The sequence below is a fragment of the Pseudomonas caspiana genome (assembly GCF_040224095.2).
Classification (GTDB): Bacteria; Pseudomonadota; Gammaproteobacteria; order Pseudomonadales; family Pseudomonadaceae; genus Aquipseudomonas; species Aquipseudomonas caspiana.
This window is the reverse complement of sequence record NZ_CP167995.1, coordinates 5,999,966-6,015,428: the sequence shown is the minus strand read 5'-3', so window position 1 is coordinate 6,015,428 and position 15,463 is coordinate 5,999,966. Positions and strand designations below refer to the sequence as shown.

The window sequence follows — 15,463 nt, the reverse complement described above, 5'->3', positions numbered from 1 at the left end:
CTTGTTGCTGATGGCTTTGTGCGCGCCGCGTTTAAAGGTGCCGGGAATAAATACAGCGATGTCCTTCAATGATTACTACCAGAGTGAACTGACCGCCTTACGGCAGTTAGGTCGTACTTTTGCTGAGCGTAACCCTGCCTTGGCCCCCTTTCTCGGACAAAGTGGAAGCGACCCGGACGTTGAGCGTCTGCTGGAGGGTGTCGCCTTTCTGACCGGGCGCTTGCGACAAAAGCTTGATGATGAATGGCCTGAGCTCACCCACTCTCTTATGCAATTGCTGTGGCCCAACTATATGCGGCCACTGCCATCGTTCAGCATTTTGCAATTCGACGCGTTGCCGCAAACTGGTCCAGCCATACGGGTCGAGCGCGAGACGCCGGTGGACAGTAAGCCTGCTGATGGAGTCATTTGTCGTTTTCGCACCTGTTATGTCACGGATGTCTTGCCGCTCGAGTTAGTTGCGTTGAACTACTCGGCAAGCGGAGAAGGGGCGTTATTAAGCCTTCGTTTGAAGGTTTTAGGCGATGGTCACCTGGGCGATCTAGGGCTGCAACGTCTGCGCTTACACTTTTCAGGCGAGCGCTACATTAGCCAGACTCTCTATCTAAATCTGTTGAGAAACCTTGGCGCTACTGATGTTGTACCTCTGGATTCAGAGGGTAATTCATTCAAGGGCCCAGGCAACAAAACCCTGTCTATCCGCTTGTCAAAGCTGGACATCCAACCTGTGGGGTTTTCCGAGTGCGAAGGGCTGATTCCCTACCCTCTGAACACCTTTCGAGGATATCGATATCTTCAAGAGTTTTTCGCGTTTCAGGACAAGTTCCTGTTTGTGGACATTGGCGGTCTTGATGTTCTAAACCAGCTACCCGGAGACGTACTGGAGCAGACCAAGGGCTTCGAGCTACGGTTCAGCATTCAGAAAAATGCCATTCAGCGTTCACAACCGACACTGGATAACGTCCGTCTCTATTGCACGCCTATCGTCAATTTATTTCCTCAGGATGCGCTCCCTATAAGGCTGGATGGGAAGCAGGATGAGTATCTACTGCTGCCATCTGCTGATGAGCGCAAACACTGCGGCGTGTACTCGGTCGAAAGTGTTGTCGGCCATTTGCAATCCGTTGCGGGTGAGCGCCGCTACGTGCCCTTCGAGTCCTTCAAACATGACCCCAGCTTTGACGTATCCGGGGAGAGTTCGCATTACAGCATTCGTCAACGCACATCCCCATTACACGGTGGTCTGGATACCTATTTAAGTTTTGATATCCGCCATTCGGATGAGCAGGAAGCACTTTCTATCGAGTTGATATGTACCAACCAGAACTTGCCGGCACGCCTCAGGACCGGCGAGATTTGTGTGGGGCGTGAGCTAACGCCGGGCAACTTAACGTTTCGAAATATCACTTCATGCACCGCTCATTATCCACCGCCGATCAGTGAAAACTTCCTTTGGAAATTGATCAGCAATATGTCGCTGAACTATCTCTCGCTGGAAAACGTTGACGCATTGAAGGTCATTCTCGAGACGTATGACCTTGCCCAGTATTACGACCGCAACGCGGCGAATGTCACACAAAAAATGCTCGCGGGGCTTAAGTCCATTCGCCACGAACCAATTGATCATCTATTCAAGGGGCTTCCGTTGCGAGGGCTGCGTACAGAGTTGGTTGTCGATGCAGAGCAATTTATCTGTGAGGGAGAGGTATTTCTATTCGCTTCTGTACTCAACGAATTTTTTGCCTTGTACGCGAGCCTCAACTCCTTTCATGAACTTCGAGTCAAAACTGTCACTGGGGAGGTATACGCATGGCAACCGCGTATGGGTCTGCAGCCCCTGCTTTGAACGATATGACTCACGGTATACGCGAATACTCGCTGTTTCAGGCCGTGTTGCTGACTATGGACGTATTGCGTGAAGCGCATCCGGACCGGAATGAAAATCAGCTTTATGACCAGATCGAGTTTCAGGCGAATCCTGGTCTGGGTTTTCCCTGCAGTGACGTAGATCGCGTGGAGTATTTCCATGAGCACGGGCTTTTGCGCGCGCGTATGCGTCTGAATCTGCTGGGGTTATCGGGGTCTGCCTCTCCATTACCAGCGTTTTACGCGGAGCAGTCGTTGGGTGACAACGATGCTGGCAACCCGACGCGGATGTTCCTGGATCTTCTAAACCATCGCCTGCACCGGTTGATAACTCCGATATGGCAACGGTATCGCTACCGGGCCAGTTTTCAGATGGGAGCCGTCGACCCGTTTTCCCAGCGGCTATTTGCGTTGATCGGGTTAGCGGGCACCCCTATTCGCCAAGGACGAGAAATCAACTGGAAGCGCCTTTTACCCTATCTCGGATTGCTCAGTCTGCGGGCTCATTCTGCTGCATTGATTGAAGCTGTGCTGCGTTACTACTTCAAACATGTTGAGTTGAGCATTGAGCAATGCCTCCCGCGCGTTGTGGACATTCTGCAAGACCAGCTCAATCAATTGGGGGCGGCGAATAGCCTGATGGGGCACGACTTCGTTCTTGGCGAGCGGGTAAATGACCGCAGCGGCAAATTCAGAATCCACATCCGTGAGCTGAGTTGGCAGCGTTTTCATGAGTTCTTGCCCATCGGAACAGGCTACCCATCTCTCGGCGCTTTGGTCCGCTTCAGCTTGCGCGACCCTCTGAGCTACGACATTCGATTAATGCTACGCCAAGAAGAAATTCGGGAGCTGCGTCTTGGCGCCCAGAGTGATTGTCGTCTCGGCTGGACAACCTGGCTTGGACGAGAAGATGCAGACGGTGTTGTAACTCTGGGCAGTAACCTCGCAAGGATTGATGAAAAATGATCAACGTAGACCTACAGCAACTGGTTCAGGCATTGAATGCTGATACGCGCCGCGATCTGGAAGCCAGCGCCGAACGTTGCGTCGCCAGGGGTGGCAGCAAAATTCTGGTCGAAGACCTCTTACTGGCGCTGCTCGAACGACCCCGCAGCCTGTTAAGTCGTGCCCTGATGGATGCGGAGGTTGATGGCGGCGAGTTGGCGGCAGCGCTACAGCCCAAGTGTGAAGACAGCGCATCGCGTAATCCGGTGTTCGCTCCTGAACTGGTTCAGTGGCTGCAAGACTCGCTGCTGGTTGCGACTCTCGAGCTCGGGCAAAGCCAGGTTGACCAAGCTGCGCTAATACTGGCTTTGCTACGCAACCCGATTCGCTATGCGGGCAGTCGTTATTACGTTCTGCTGGGGAGAATTGACGGCCAGCGCCTGCTAGATTTTTCGCTGTCCGAGAAACCTGGCTCTATCTCTGCTGCTACGTCCCCTAGAGATGAGTCGCTACTCAATCGATTTACTCACAACCTCACGCAGCAGGCTCGCGACGGAAAGTTGGACCCCGTGCTTTGTCGTGATGACGCGATTCGGCAGATGGTCGACATTCTTGCCCGGCGACGTAAGAACAACCCTATCGTAGTAGGGGAGGCGGGTGTCGGCAAAACAGCTGTCGTCGAAGGTTTGGCGTTACGGATCGCTAGCGGTGAGGTCCCTCAGGCTCTTGAAGGTGTTGAGTTGCTGTCGCTGGACATGGGCTTGCTACAGGCAGGTGCCAGCGTCAAAGGTGAGTTCGAGAGAAGGCTCAAAGGCGTCATTGATGAAGTGAAGGGTTCACCCGTACCGATCGTATTGTTTATCGACGAGGCCCATACCTTGATAGGCGCTGGCGGGCAGGCGGGTGGTTCGGATGCAGCCAATCTTCTCAAGCCGGCGCTGGCCCGTGGAGAGTTGCGCACCATCGCTGCAACTACTTGGCTGGAATATAAGAAATACTTCGAGAAAGACCCGGCTTTGGCGCGTCGCTTTCAACCCGTGAAACTGCAAGAGCCCACGGTTAACGAAGCCATCACTATTTTGCGGGGCCTGGCCCCCATCTACGAGCAGAGTCACGGTGTCTATCTGCGTGACGATGCTGTTGTTGCTGCTGCGGAGTTGTCTGCGCGCTATTTGACAGGGCGTCAGTTGCCGGATAAAGCCGTAGATTTGTTGGATACGGCGAGCGCCCGAGTGCGTATCAGTCTTGCTGCTGCGCCTGAAAGTCTTGAGCGTTTGCGTAGCCATTTAGTGGAAGGCGCACGCGAGCAGAAAGCCCTGAGTCGCGATATGGATGCTGGGATTGCTGTTGATAGCAAGGCGTTGGATGCGCTTGGCGTACATCTTGCCCAGAAGCAGAGTCAATTGCTGGAACTGGAGCGGCGCTGGATAGAACAGCAGCAGCTTGCAGTGCGTTTGCTTGAGTTGCGCAGGCTGCGAGCGCTTGCCGATATCGTCGGCGATGGCGACGACTTGGCCACGGCGAGCTGTAATGACAGCGAGACAAGTCTCGACGAGTTAGACGCGCAATTGCACGAGACTCAGCGGGCGTTGATGAAGGCGCAGGCGGTCGAGCGCCTCGTCAGTCATGAAGTTTGTCCACGCCTGGTCGCTGAAGTGGTCAGTGCCTGGACGGGGGTGCCGCTCACGCAACTGGCGCGGGAGCACAATGCCAAGGTCACGAGTTTCGCAGACGATCTACGTCAACGCATTCGTGGGCAAGAACAAGCTGTACAAGCCCTTGATCGAGCCATGCGTGCTACTGCAGCGGGCTTGAATAAACCTGATGCACCGGTTGGAGTATTTTTGCTGGTAGGCCCGAGTGGGGTGGGCAAGACCGAAACAGGTTTGGCTCTGGCCGATCTTCTGTATGGCGGCGAACGTTTCGTGACCACCATCAACATGTCCGAATTTCAGGAAAAACATACCGTCTCGCGACTCATCGGCGCGCCTCCCGGGTACGTCGGTTATGGAGAGGGCGGCATGCTCACCGAAGCGGTGAGACAAAAGCCTTATTCCGTGGTGCTACTGGATGAAGTGGAGAAGGCTGACCCGGATGTTCTGAATCTTTTTTATCAGATTTTCGACAAAGGTATCGCCAACGATGGCGAGGGGCGCGAAATAGACTTTCGCAACACGCTGATTTTGATGACTTCCAATCTGGGCAGCGAGCGTATTGATGCCTTGTGTATGAATGGCGATCGACCCAGCGCCGAACAACTGGAAGAGGCCATTCGGCCATTGCTGAGCAAGCATTTCAAACCTGCTTTATTGGCGCGTATGCGGGTCGTTCCGTATTACCCGGTCACTGGTCCAGTGATGCGTGAATTGGTTGAACTGAAGATGCAGCGACTTGGTGAGCGCTTGAGCTGTCGTGGGCTGGTGTTTACCAGCAGTAACGAGCTGCTGGAACACCTTGCCGATCGCTGTGTTCAGGGCGAAAGCGGCGCGAGGCTTATCGACCACCTTATCGAGCTGCATGTCATGCCGCTCATTGCAGACCGTCTGCTAACCGCTATGGCTGAAGGCCAACCTCTATCGCGAGTGCACGCCACCCTGAAGGGGCTTGGTGTCGTCTGCGAGTTCGCCTGAAACACCGCAAGCAACTTTGAAACTATCCGTTTTTATCCGGCAGTCGCTCATCGGGTGGCTGTCTTCACATCGTTATCAGGGAAAACCTCGATGTCTGTACGACCCCGGCACGCCATTGCGTTGTGCCTGTTCTTGATGCTCTGCCTGGCGGGCTGTTCTGGCCACTATCGGTTCAGCGATCACGAGTATCGGCCCTTGGGCGAGCCTCTAGCGGTTAATCGTGGCAACTGATCGCAAGGAGATTCGTATGGAGTTGATATTCGAACTCGCGGGTGGCGAGCTGCCTGCGCAAAGTCAACAAGTGTCCAAGACCTTTAAGCGGGCTGGGGGGCTGATTGGTCGTGCCGAAGGCTGCGACTGGGTCATTGTCGACAATCAGGCTCATGTATCCAGTGAACATGCGCAAATCACGTTCAGTGACGGTGAGTTTTTTCTGACCGACCTTAGCACCAACGGGACGCAAATCCTGCAGAGCGGCCAGCGGCAGGGCCAAAATCTACGCAGAGGGGAAACGCACCTGATTGAACACGGCAGCCGGTATCGTCTGGGCAAATTCGAGATTCATGCCCGGCTGGTCAAAAACGCTGCAGGATTTGTAGGTCACTTGGGATCTGCCTCCATTGAAGGCGCTATCGTTCCGGATGATTCGTTTCTGAGTCTGGATCTACTGAGGGACGTCGATCACTCAGTTGGCCTGGACTTGGGCTTTGATGAGCTACTGCCAACTTACGCATCACAGCAAGCCAGTGAGCAAGGTGTTGATTACGGCTCCGCCGATCGACAGAGTCTTTTGTTGCCCGAGTTGGTTCCTGAGTCTCGGCCGACAACTGACACCGAGCCTGTTCAGAGTAAACCTCAAAGCGATGATTTCTGGCAGCGTTTCGGCGCTGCGATCGGCATTGATTTATTGACTCTGGACCAAGTGCAGCGCGAGACATTAGCCATCAATTCTGCTGCTTTGCTCAAGCAAAGTATTGGCAGCCTCCAACAGACCTTACGTACTCGTAGCGAGTTGAAGAACGAGCTGCGCTTGACGCTGAGCATGGCCCAACACAGCGGCAACAATCCACTCAAGTACGCAGGCGATGCCGGCGAGGCTATCAGCCTCCTCTTACAGGCCCACAGGGTTGGGCAATTGCCCGCAGACGAGGCCGTTGCTCGTGCGTTTCGTGACATCCAGGCGCATCAGGTTGCGCTACTTGCTGCCAGTCGCAAGGCGTTGCGTGGTGCCTTGGATCATTTTGCTCCGCAACAGTTGGCGCTGCGTTTTGAGAGCGACATGCGCAACTCGTTTTTCCACACCAAGGCTGCCCGCTGGAAAGCGTTTGAGAGATATCACCGCACGCTGTGCCAGGACGATGACTGGAGTGAGCGCTTATTGGCTCGGGATTTTGCCCAGACTTATGAGGAGCAGGTGCGCTTGATAGCGACCTTGCATACCGGATTCTAAGGACCCCCCCATGTTGAAAATCAATACCTTGGCCACGTTGGCGATTACGTTGCTGCTGGTGGGCTGTACGGCACTCTCGCCTTACTCAACCCAGACCCGACTTGAGCTAAAGCTGGCGGCCAGTGACCAACTTAACCCGGATATCAACGCTCGCCCCTCGCCAGTCGTTTTGCGGTTACTGGAATTGAAAAATCCCGTGCTTTTCATGACGGCAGATTTTTTCAGTCTCTACGGTCAGCCAAAAGTGGTTTTAGCCCCCGACCTTGTTGCGATTGAAGAGATGGAACTTCGGCCCGGTGAGCAACTGCAATTCAAACTGCATGTTCAGGAGGGCAGTCGGTATGTCGGCGTATTGGCCGCGTATCGGGACCTGCCTGAAACCAAATGGCGATATGTCATTCAACTGGTGCCAGGCGAGACCAATCGGGCGCAACTGACCCTTGATCATGCGGGTATCCACGATAGCGACGATGCATTCAATCAGGCGGATCGCCAATGAACAGCCATAAGGTCATTTGGCAGGAAGGCATGTTGCTCCGGCCCCAGCATTTACAGCAGAACGACCGGTACTTTGATGACAGGATCAAGTCCCAGACACGACTGATGCAGCGCAATGCTTGGGGCTTTTTTGAGCTAATGATTGATCCGCAGTACTTCAAGTTGAGCAAGGTGGTGGTCACCCATGCCTCGGGTGTACTTCCGGACGGGAGCTTTTTTGATATAGGTAAAAGCAGACAGCCCTTGATGCTGGACATCCCGGCTGATAGCGACAATGTTTCGGTCTATCTGGCGTTACCGCTTTTAACGGGTAGCAACATCGAAGCGAGACGCGATGATCATGCGGATGTGCTGGCCCGCTACATCACTTACGAAACCGAGATATTTGACTCCAATGCAGGCAGTGATTCGGCTGCCAAAGTCAGCTGTGCCAAGCCTGACTTTCGATTGCTGACGGGCGAGCAACTGGCGGATCAGCCTTATGTGAAACTCAAGCTTTGCGAGTTGATGGACATCACGAACAATGGCGGCGTCACGCTCAATAGTGACTTTTCCCCCACCGTTCTTTACGTCCAGGCCAGTGACTATCTGGTGTCTTGCCTTAACGAGGTAATTGCTCTGCTTGCGCACCGCGGTGCAAAGATTGCCGACCGTATTCAATCCAGTGGCAGAGGTGGCGCCGCCGAAGTTGGCGACTTCATGATGTTGCAACTGATCAATCGGACCGAGTTGGTACTAAGGCACCTACGTAGTCAGCAGCAACTCCATCCTGAAGAGCTGTATAGCGTTCTGCTGGAGATGCTGGGGGAGCTGGCAACTTTCGCCAGTGATCTGAAACGGCCGCAACTTGAAAGTTTCTATGAGCACAGCGAGCAAGGTAGAAGCCTGCGCTTGCTGATGGCTCCCATTCGTCAAATGCTTTCGATGGTGCTGGAGCAGCACGCCGTGGAGCTGCCATTGCAGGAGCGCCAGTACGGCATTCTCGTGGCTACTTTGACGGATCGTTCGCTGCTGGGATCGGCGACGTTCGTTTTAGCTGCCAGCGCCTCTTGCGATGGTGAAGAGCTACGTACACGACTGCCTGCCCACTTGAAGATTGCACCGGTGGAGAGCATCCGCCAGTTGGTCAACCTGCACCTGCCGGGGATTAGGGTCAAGCCCCTTCCCGTCGCCCCCCGGCAAATCCCTTACCACGCAAACAAAACGTATTTCATGCTGGAGCTGCATTCCCGTGAGTTGGCTCAGTTGGAAGGTTCCGGCGGGTTTGCCTTCCATGTTTCGGGTGAGTTCGCCGACCTGAAGCTGAATTTTTGGGCCATAAGGAGCTGACTGAAATGGGAATGGAAAACACAGAGACCAAAAGAACTGTGCTCTTGAGTCATGACCAACGAGCGCAGGGCAAAGAAGCATTAACGGATCTCGCTTCGGCCCCGAGTTTCGAGCATCTGGAAGACCGCATGGTGTATGCCGCTCGCGTGCAGCCTGCGCACTCATTCAGCGTCAGCCTGAACGTGCTGGTGAGTGCCGCCGCGGATCTTCTGGGCTACGTCATTCAATTCAAGACCAAAGCAGCCAAGGTTGATCTCCTCGAACTCAATCAGCGTTTGTGCAACTGCATCCGTTTGTTCGATGTGACTGCCGTGCAGAAGGGAGCCGAAACCAGCCAGGTCCAGGCCGCTCGTTATGTGCTGTGTACGGTTGTCGACGAAGCGGTGACCACCACGGTGTGGGGGGACAAGAGCGAGTGGTCGAAAATGAGCTTGCTCAGCCAGTTTCACAACGAAACTTTCGGTGGTGAAAAATTCTTCCATTTGCTCGATCGCGTAGTGCAGAGCCCCGAGAAATACATGCCATTGCTTGAGCTCATGTACATCTGCCTGTCACTGGGTTTTGAAGGTAAATATCGAGTCAAACCTCGCGGATCTATTGAGCTGGAAGGGATTCGGGATGGGTTGTATCGGCAAATTGGCAAGTTGCGAGGCGAGGTGTCGCGTGAGTTTTCTCCGAACTGGAAAGGCCTCAATGACGGCCGCCGCCGTCTGATCCGCGTCGTGCCCTGGTGGTTAGTGGCCATCTTCATCCTGATCAGTCTGACTGGCCTTTATTCTGGATTCGCTTGGGTGTTGGGCGAGCAAAGAGAAGCCGTGCTTCAGCCCTATCAAACCCTCGCGCCAGCCTTGGCCTCCTCGCCGCTGTAGAGACATGTAATGAAAGATTTTCTGAAAAAACTGGCTGTCTGGCTAAGTAATACCTGGCTGTGGTCGCTGCTTGTCGTGTTGTGCATGGCTTTATTGGTCTGGTTATTCGGACCTTTGCTGGCTGTTTCTGATAATCGATTCTGGGAGACCGCTACAAGTCGCTTGCTGACCATCAGCATTTTGTTCCTCTTGTGGGGCTTGTTCATGGTGCTTGTCAGTTGGCGACGTGGCATCCGTAAGAAACAGGAAGAAGAAAGCACTGATGGGCTACAGCGGCTAGAGCATGCGGAAAAAATAGCCGAGGAACATAAAGAACTGCGCGGGCGATTCATTGATGCGGTGCAAACACTGAAAACCTCGAGCCTTTATAGCGGCCGCAGCGAGCGGTGGCGTAATGAGCTGCCTTGGTATTTGGTCATAGGACCAAAGGGTGTCGGCAAGACCAGTTTGCTTGACTTCTCTGGTCTGGATTTCCCACTCAACAAGATCGAGCGCAAGCTGACTCGTGACACCCAAGGGACACGCTTCTGCGACTGGTACTTCGCGAATAACGCTGTGTTGATTGACACCCCAGGACGTTACCTGACGCAGCAAGACGACATTGATAGAGCGGCCTGGTCAACGCTCCTGGGTCAACTGCGCAGACGCCGTCGTAATCGGCCGCTCAACGGTGTTTTGGTGACCATCGATATCAAGGCGCTAAAGGGAGACGAGGCAGGTCTGGAAGGTCTGGCGCGTCAGGTACGTGACCGTCTGAGGGAGATTCATCAACGTCTGCATGTCAACGTGCCGGTTTATCTAGTGCTCGCAAAGTCTGATCAGATAGTCGGCTTCGATGCATTTTTTGACCAGCTTTCCCGTGAGGAGAGCGAGCAGGTTTTGGGCACCAGTTTCCAGAAGGGGCAGATCGGCACTGACGTACTTGTCTTGCGCGAGGAGTTTGATGCTTTGCTGCAACGACTCAACACCCAGGTCGTTACTCGCATGCACGTTGAGCGCGATATTGGCCGTCGTGGTTTGATTCTCGATTTCCCTAACCAACTCGCAAAGCTGGGCGAGCGCCTTTGCCTGTTTGTTGACATGGCATTCACAGGAACCCGTTACCAGCGTCCAGCTCAACTACGCGGATTTTATCTGACCAGTGCGCCGCATCTTGCACAGCCTCTGGATAAAGACACCGCGTCTATTGGCGCCGAAATCGGCATGTCCAGCAAATTACTGCCCACCTTTCGTTCAGGGGGCGCGCGTTTCATTCACCATCTATTAAGCCGAGTGATTTTTCCGGAGGCTGAACTGGCGGGGCTCGACAAGCGTGAAACCCGCCGTATTCATTGGTGGCACCGCGCGCTGTATGGCTGCGCTTTGGTGGTTTTGAGTCTTTTCGCATTGGCATGGGCAACCAGCTTTTCCGCCAATCATGATCGATTGGAAAGCGTTCGTGAATTTGCCGCGCAACTGGCACAGGAGCGCTCTCGCTTGCATGCTGAGGATGATGAAAAAGCAGCGTTGAACATTCTGGATACCAGCTTTGCAGCAAGCCAGGTATTTCCGTCTAGAGACGGTACCGCCCTGTATGAGCGCAATGGTTTGTATCAAGGCGATATGAGCAATCCAATACTGGAAGCCTCATATGCGCATGAGCTGGAAACCCAGCTGTTACCTCGGGTTGCCAGGCTGCTCGAAAACCAGATTCAGACAAACCTGAAGGATCGCGAGCAGCTTATGGGCAGCTTGAGAGCCTATCTGATGCTCAATCTTAAAGATCGCCGGGATTCAAGCTGGCTCAAAGAGTGGGTGTTGGCGGATTGGTCCGTACGCTACAGCGGTAACAACGTTACGCAGAATGGTCTGGACGGGCACCTGCAGCGGTTACTCGCTCGGCCTTTCAGTTATCCAATAAACGACGCGTTGGTTAACCAGGCTCGTCAGGTGTTGCGCGGTGACTCACTGGCCACTCTGGTTTACCAAGCGCTTCGGGATCAGGCCCGTGGGCTGCCGGATTATCGCCTCAGCCTGCATCTGGGACCGCAAGGAAGCGCCTTTTCCGGTACCGACTATGTGATTCCCGGGTTCTACACTCAGCAAGGTTATCAGCAGAACTTCATCGTTAAAGGTCCTGCTCTGGTCAGCGGCATCCTGCGCGACAACTGGGTGCTTGGCGAAGCAAGCGAGATCAGTGAGCTGGACTTGCGTCGTTTGATGGTCGAGCTGGAGCAATTGTACTTTCGTGATTACGCCAACCACTGGAGTGAAGCGTTAGCCCAAGTGGGACTGCAGCCCTTTGCCTATGCTTCTGATGGTTCTAATCAAATGGCTAGCCTGACGGCTGCCAGCTCGCCGTTGCTGCAATTGCTGACAGAGGTACGTGAAAATACCCGCTTCCAGACGTTTGCCGAAAGTGCTGATGCCGTGGCGTCGATAGCGCCTGCCCAGAAAGCTGTCACGGCAGCCGCCAAACAGGCTGGACAAGTTATCGTTAAAACCGCACCGGACACCGCCAGGAAATCCCTGCAGCGACGCTTTGAATCATTGCATCGATTGTTGGATGACAATGACGGACCTGCTGCGGATTTAATGCCAGTCTTGCAGATGCTTAACGAGTTACAGGTACAGTTGTCGGGGTTGGCTCGTTCCAGTCAGCAAGACCAAAGCGCTTATGAATGGGCCAAGAGTCGCATGAGCGGCCAGAAAGATGTTTTGAGCGGCTTGCGCAATGCATCCAGCCGCTTGCCTCAGCCGGTAAACGGCTGGCTCAGCTCAATGGCCGATGACACGTGGTCTCTGGTCTTGGGTGATGCATATCAGTTCCTTAATCAGCGCTACCAGAACGACTTGTATGGCTTTTATAGCAAGGCCATCGACAAGCGCTATCCGTTTAGCGCACACAGCACCAGCGATGTTGCGCTCAATGACTTCAGGGAGTTTTTCAAGGAGCAGGGTGTCGCCGATAAATTCTTCGACAGTTACATAAAGGCTTTCACCAGCGGTGACGCAGGGAACTACAAACTGCGCAGTATTGACGGCCGTAGTCTGCCAATGTCACGGGGTTTCCTGGAGCAAATGTCTCAGGTCCAGGTCATTCGCCGGGGATTCTTTGCGGAGAATCCGAATGAGCCTAAGGTGCTGTTCAAACTTGAACCATACACCCTTGACCCGAATGTCAGCCGCGCGGAGTTCCGTCTTGGCGATCAGACGATGGAATACCGTCACGGCCCTATCATGCCTGTTTCGTTCGAGTGGCCTGCCGATGCCGATGATGGACGTACCAGTCTTGTGCTGGAGAAGATTGCAGGTCGAGCAGTGGGGTTGGAGGAAAATACAGGACCGTGGTCTCTGTTTCGTCTGTTCGATTTGATGCAGACCGAGTATCTACGAGGGCGCGACGTGATGGTGTTGAAGGGCAACGTCGGCGGGCTGAGGGTTAATTATCTGTTGTCCAGCCAGCGGTCTCCAAACCCGTTTGATATGAATGCGATCCGGCGTTTTCGACTTGCGGGGCAGCTTTGACACGCTTGGCTCGTAGGTGCGCAAGTGCCGGGCGCACCGAGCGAGGCAAGGTGCGAGAGCGTAACGAAGATGCATACCTCAACCATCCCGAGCATGGACTTTGGGTAGTCGCTGACGGGATGGGTGGTCATCAATCTGGCGACGTTGCGAGCCAGTTAATTGTAAGCAGTATCGCCGCACTTGCCCGTCTCACTGACCTCAATGATCGGCTGGCCGCCGTGCGTAAGTGTTTGGTGGGGGTGAATTATCGTCTTGGGGAGGGGATCCCGGTGCGCGGTGGCAATTCACGCACTGTGATTGGCAGTACGGTAGTTGCGCTGTTGATTGAAGAGGCGCGAGCCGTATGCGTGTGGGCAGGCGATAGCCGTTGCTACCTTTGGCGGGAACAACGTCTGTATCAACTGACGCGTGATCATTCCTTGCTTCAAAAGTTGATTGCCGACGAACAAATGTGTTCGCGCAAAGCCGCACAGCATCCTGCGGCTCATGCGCTTACCCGAGCTGTTGGCGGCGGGGATGGCTTGAGCCTTGAACTCATTGAGCTAGATGTAAGGTGTGGCGACGTATTTGTACTGTGCTCTGATGGTCTTTACCAGGCACTGGACCATCAGGTATTGGGCGATGCGTTGAACAACCGCTCACCCAGGCTGGCCGTTGATCTTTTGTTTGACTACGTTTTGCGAGGGCCGGCCAGCGACAATGTTACTGCGGTGGTGGTTCGGACATGAGCGCTGAATCAAAAGCAGGCCTGGAGCATCAGGAAGTGGGGGCGCTGACCCAATTTGCGCTTGCGGGTGGGCTTGGTGTTGCTCCCCGCATGAAGGCTTCCTCGCAATCGTTTAATACGCGATTACCCGATGTATTGTGTGGTCGTTATCGACTGGAGGAAATATTGGGTGCGGGCGGTATGAGCGTGGTGTATCGCGCCCGTGATTTATTACACGAGCAGTTTGGCGACCCCGACCCCTTCATCGCGATAAAACTCTTGAACGACGACTTCGCCGAAGTGCCGGACGCAGGCGTTTTGTTATATCGCGAGTTTGCTCTGACCCGGCATCTTTGCCATCCCTACATCATCCGTTTGCGTTCTTTTGAGGTGGACCTTTCATGCAGGAGGGCTTTCGTCACTCAGGACTTGCTGCGAGGCACCGGGTTGGACAAGTTTCTTTGCGAACAACCTTCGGGCCTGAATGCTGCTGAGGTAAAGGCTGTTGCGGTTCCACTGCTTGATGCGCTGGCCCACAGTCATGAAAGTGGCGTACTGCATGGTGACCTGAAACCCGCGAACATGATGCTTACCGATAACGGACCACGGCTGATTGATTTCGGGCTGGGAGGTACGTTCGATGGTGTTTTAAGTGGCTTACCGCGACTTAGCCGTGAACGCTTCGACGCCTGGACGCCAAGCTATGCTGCCCCGGAACTATTGGAGGACGGTGTGCTTTCACCAAGCACAGATGTCTACGCCATGGCCTGTGTCCTTTATGAGCTTGCCAGTGGTAAACACCCTTATGGCAACAGGACTTCAATTCAAGCGAGAGACGAACAGCTTTGGCGGTCTTTATCTGGACCGCCGAATCTTCCCGTTCGCTTCTGGCCAGCTTTGCGTCATGCACTGTCTCTGGACTCGAATAAAAGAACAATCAGTGCGCAGGAGTTACATGATGCGTTCTGCACGCGTCCGATTGGGTACATGCAATTTTGAGAGGTATGAGCCAATTTTTTGAGCGTCTGAAATTTCCCTCATAACCAATCCATAAGCCTACATAACCTACGGATTTTTCTGACATTTTTATCCATTTATTTCCCTTAAAGTGCGGCCGCTGTTTACAACTCCTAAACATTTGACCGGGAAATAGTTAATGAAAAAGCTATGGATGTCTGCTGCTGTTGCGACCTTGATTGCAACCACCAGCGGCTGCGTGAGCTACAACATGAGCCAGCCAAGCGCGCCGCTGGAAGGCGTTGTTAAAAGCGACCTGAAAGCAGACGTTAAAGTCGGCGATACCATCAGTGGTGAATCCTCCACCAACATCCTGTTCAACTTCCTGAGCTTCGGCGGTGATACGCAGTTCGCGGACGGCGTTGTTTACGGCGGTGGCGGTGGCGGTGCTCTGGCCGGTCTGCCGATCCCTGATCCGATCTCCCAGGCTAAAGCTGCAGCGGCATACAAAGCAGTCAAATCTTCCGGTGCCGACCTGATCGTAGCGCCACGCTATGAAGTGAATGTTCAGGACTACTTCATTTTCAAGAAAGTCGACGTGAAAGTGACAGGCAACAAAGGCAGCATCACCAGCATTCGCTGATATCTATTCTCAGAATGCCCCCCACAAAAACGCCGCCTCTTTAAGGTGGCGTTTTTGGATCGG

The 15,463-nt window shown here is 54.0% G+C and carries 12 protein-coding genes; all 12 read left to right on the top strand.

The features are described 5' to 3' along the window. Window positions 1-58: 58 nt before the first annotated feature. The 12 genes from tssF (at window position 59) to ABRP31_RS27055 (ending at window position 15,400) form a co-directional block, all read left to right on the top strand. Entirely contained in the window at window positions 59-1,846 is a 1,788-nt protein-coding gene (gene tssF / locus ABRP31_RS27110) for a type VI secretion system baseplate subunit TssF (RefSeq protein WP_349972609.1), read from the top strand. Then, window positions 1,810-2,832: a type VI secretion system baseplate subunit TssG gene (gene tssG / locus ABRP31_RS27105; RefSeq protein WP_349972610.1), complete on the top strand. Its 1,023-nt coding sequence runs from the start codon at window positions 1,810-1,812 to the stop codon at window positions 2,830-2,832. The genes tssF and tssG overlap by 37 nt, the downstream gene beginning before the upstream one ends. Further along, window positions 2,829-5,441 (top strand): type VI secretion system ATPase TssH, encoded by a 2,613-nt coding sequence (tssH, locus tag ABRP31_RS27100; RefSeq protein ID WP_349972611.1) that lies wholly within the window; start codon window positions 2,829-2,831, stop codon window positions 5,439-5,441. Before tssG ends, tssH begins: the two co-directional genes overlap by 4 nt. Before the next feature lie 90 nt (window positions 5,442-5,531). Next, on the top strand, window positions 5,532-5,672 hold the full coding sequence (locus ABRP31_RS27095) for a type VI secretion protein (protein ID WP_349972612.1): 141 nt from the start codon (window positions 5,532-5,534) through the stop codon (window positions 5,670-5,672). A gap of 16 nt (window positions 5,673-5,688) precedes the next feature. Beyond that, window positions 5,689-6,891 carry a type VI secretion system-associated FHA domain protein TagH gene (gene tagH / locus ABRP31_RS27090; protein WP_349972613.1) on the top strand — a complete coding sequence of 401 codons (1,203 nt, stop codon included), beginning with the start codon at window positions 5,689-5,691 and terminating at the stop codon, window positions 6,889-6,891. A gap of 10 nt (window positions 6,892-6,901) precedes the next feature. After that, window positions 6,902-7,390 (top strand): type VI secretion system lipoprotein TssJ, encoded by a 489-nt coding sequence (tssJ, locus tag ABRP31_RS27085; RefSeq protein ID WP_349972614.1) that lies wholly within the window; start codon window positions 6,902-6,904, stop codon window positions 7,388-7,390. Beyond that, window positions 7,387-8,718: a type VI secretion system baseplate subunit TssK gene (gene tssK / locus ABRP31_RS27080; protein WP_349972615.1), complete on the top strand. Its 1,332-nt coding sequence runs from the start codon at window positions 7,387-7,389 to the stop codon at window positions 8,716-8,718. Before tssJ ends, tssK begins: the two co-directional genes overlap by 4 nt. A gap of 5 nt (window positions 8,719-8,723) precedes the next feature. Next, a complete protein-coding gene (gene icmH, locus ABRP31_RS27075) occupies window positions 8,724-9,587 on the top strand; it encodes a type IVB secretion system protein IcmH/DotU (RefSeq protein WP_349972616.1) in 864 nt (287 codons plus the stop codon). Window positions 9,588-9,596: 9 nt separating this feature from the next. After that, on the top strand, window positions 9,597-13,094 hold the full coding sequence (gene tssM, locus ABRP31_RS27070; protein WP_349972617.1) for a type VI secretion system membrane subunit TssM: 3,498 nt from the start codon (window positions 9,597-9,599) through the stop codon (window positions 13,092-13,094). Beyond that, window positions 13,091-13,822 (top strand): PP2C family serine/threonine-protein phosphatase, encoded by a 732-nt coding sequence (locus ABRP31_RS27065; protein WP_372489182.1) that lies wholly within the window; start codon window positions 13,091-13,093, stop codon window positions 13,820-13,822. Before tssM ends, ABRP31_RS27065 begins: the two co-directional genes overlap by 4 nt. Next, window positions 13,819-14,799: a serine/threonine-protein kinase gene (locus tag ABRP31_RS27060; RefSeq protein WP_349972619.1), complete on the top strand. Its 981-nt coding sequence runs from the start codon at window positions 13,819-13,821 to the stop codon at window positions 14,797-14,799. The genes ABRP31_RS27065 and ABRP31_RS27060 overlap by 4 nt, the downstream gene beginning before the upstream one ends. Before the next feature lie 157 nt (window positions 14,800-14,956). Next, window positions 14,957-15,400, top strand: coding sequence for a hypothetical protein (locus ABRP31_RS27055; RefSeq protein ID WP_087273755.1), 444 nt, complete (start codon window positions 14,957-14,959; stop codon window positions 15,398-15,400). Window positions 15,401-15,463 lie beyond the last annotated feature (63 nt).

What these genes read in the sequence shown, in the direction of transcription:
- tssF (WP_349972609.1), top strand. Translation starts at nt 59, where the DNA reads ATGTCCTTCAATGATTACTACCAGAGTGAACTGACCGCCTTACGGCAG.
- tssG (WP_349972610.1), top strand. Translation starts at nt 1,810, where the DNA reads ATGGCAACCGCGTATGGGTCTGCAGCCCCTGCTTTGAACGATATGACT.
- tssH (WP_349972611.1), top strand. Translation starts at nt 2,829, where the DNA reads ATGATCAACGTAGACCTACAGCAACTGGTTCAGGCATTGAATGCTGAT.
- ABRP31_RS27095 (WP_349972612.1), top strand. Translation starts at nt 5,532, where the DNA reads ATGTCTGTACGACCCCGGCACGCCATTGCGTTGTGCCTGTTCTTGATG.
- tagH (WP_349972613.1), top strand. Translation starts at nt 5,689, where the DNA reads ATGGAGTTGATATTCGAACTCGCGGGTGGCGAGCTGCCTGCGCAAAGT.
- tssJ (WP_349972614.1), top strand. Translation starts at nt 6,902, where the DNA reads ATGTTGAAAATCAATACCTTGGCCACGTTGGCGATTACGTTGCTGCTG.
- tssK (WP_349972615.1), top strand. Translation starts at nt 7,387, where the DNA reads ATGAACAGCCATAAGGTCATTTGGCAGGAAGGCATGTTGCTCCGGCCC.
- icmH (WP_349972616.1), top strand. Translation starts at nt 8,724, where the DNA reads ATGGGAATGGAAAACACAGAGACCAAAAGAACTGTGCTCTTGAGTCAT.
- tssM (WP_349972617.1), top strand. Translation starts at nt 9,597, where the DNA reads ATGAAAGATTTTCTGAAAAAACTGGCTGTCTGGCTAAGTAATACCTGG.
- ABRP31_RS27060 (WP_349972619.1), top strand. Translation starts at nt 13,819, where the DNA reads ATGAGCGCTGAATCAAAAGCAGGCCTGGAGCATCAGGAAGTGGGGGCG.
- ABRP31_RS27055 (WP_087273755.1), top strand. Translation starts at nt 14,957, where the DNA reads ATGAAAAAGCTATGGATGTCTGCTGCTGTTGCGACCTTGATTGCAACC.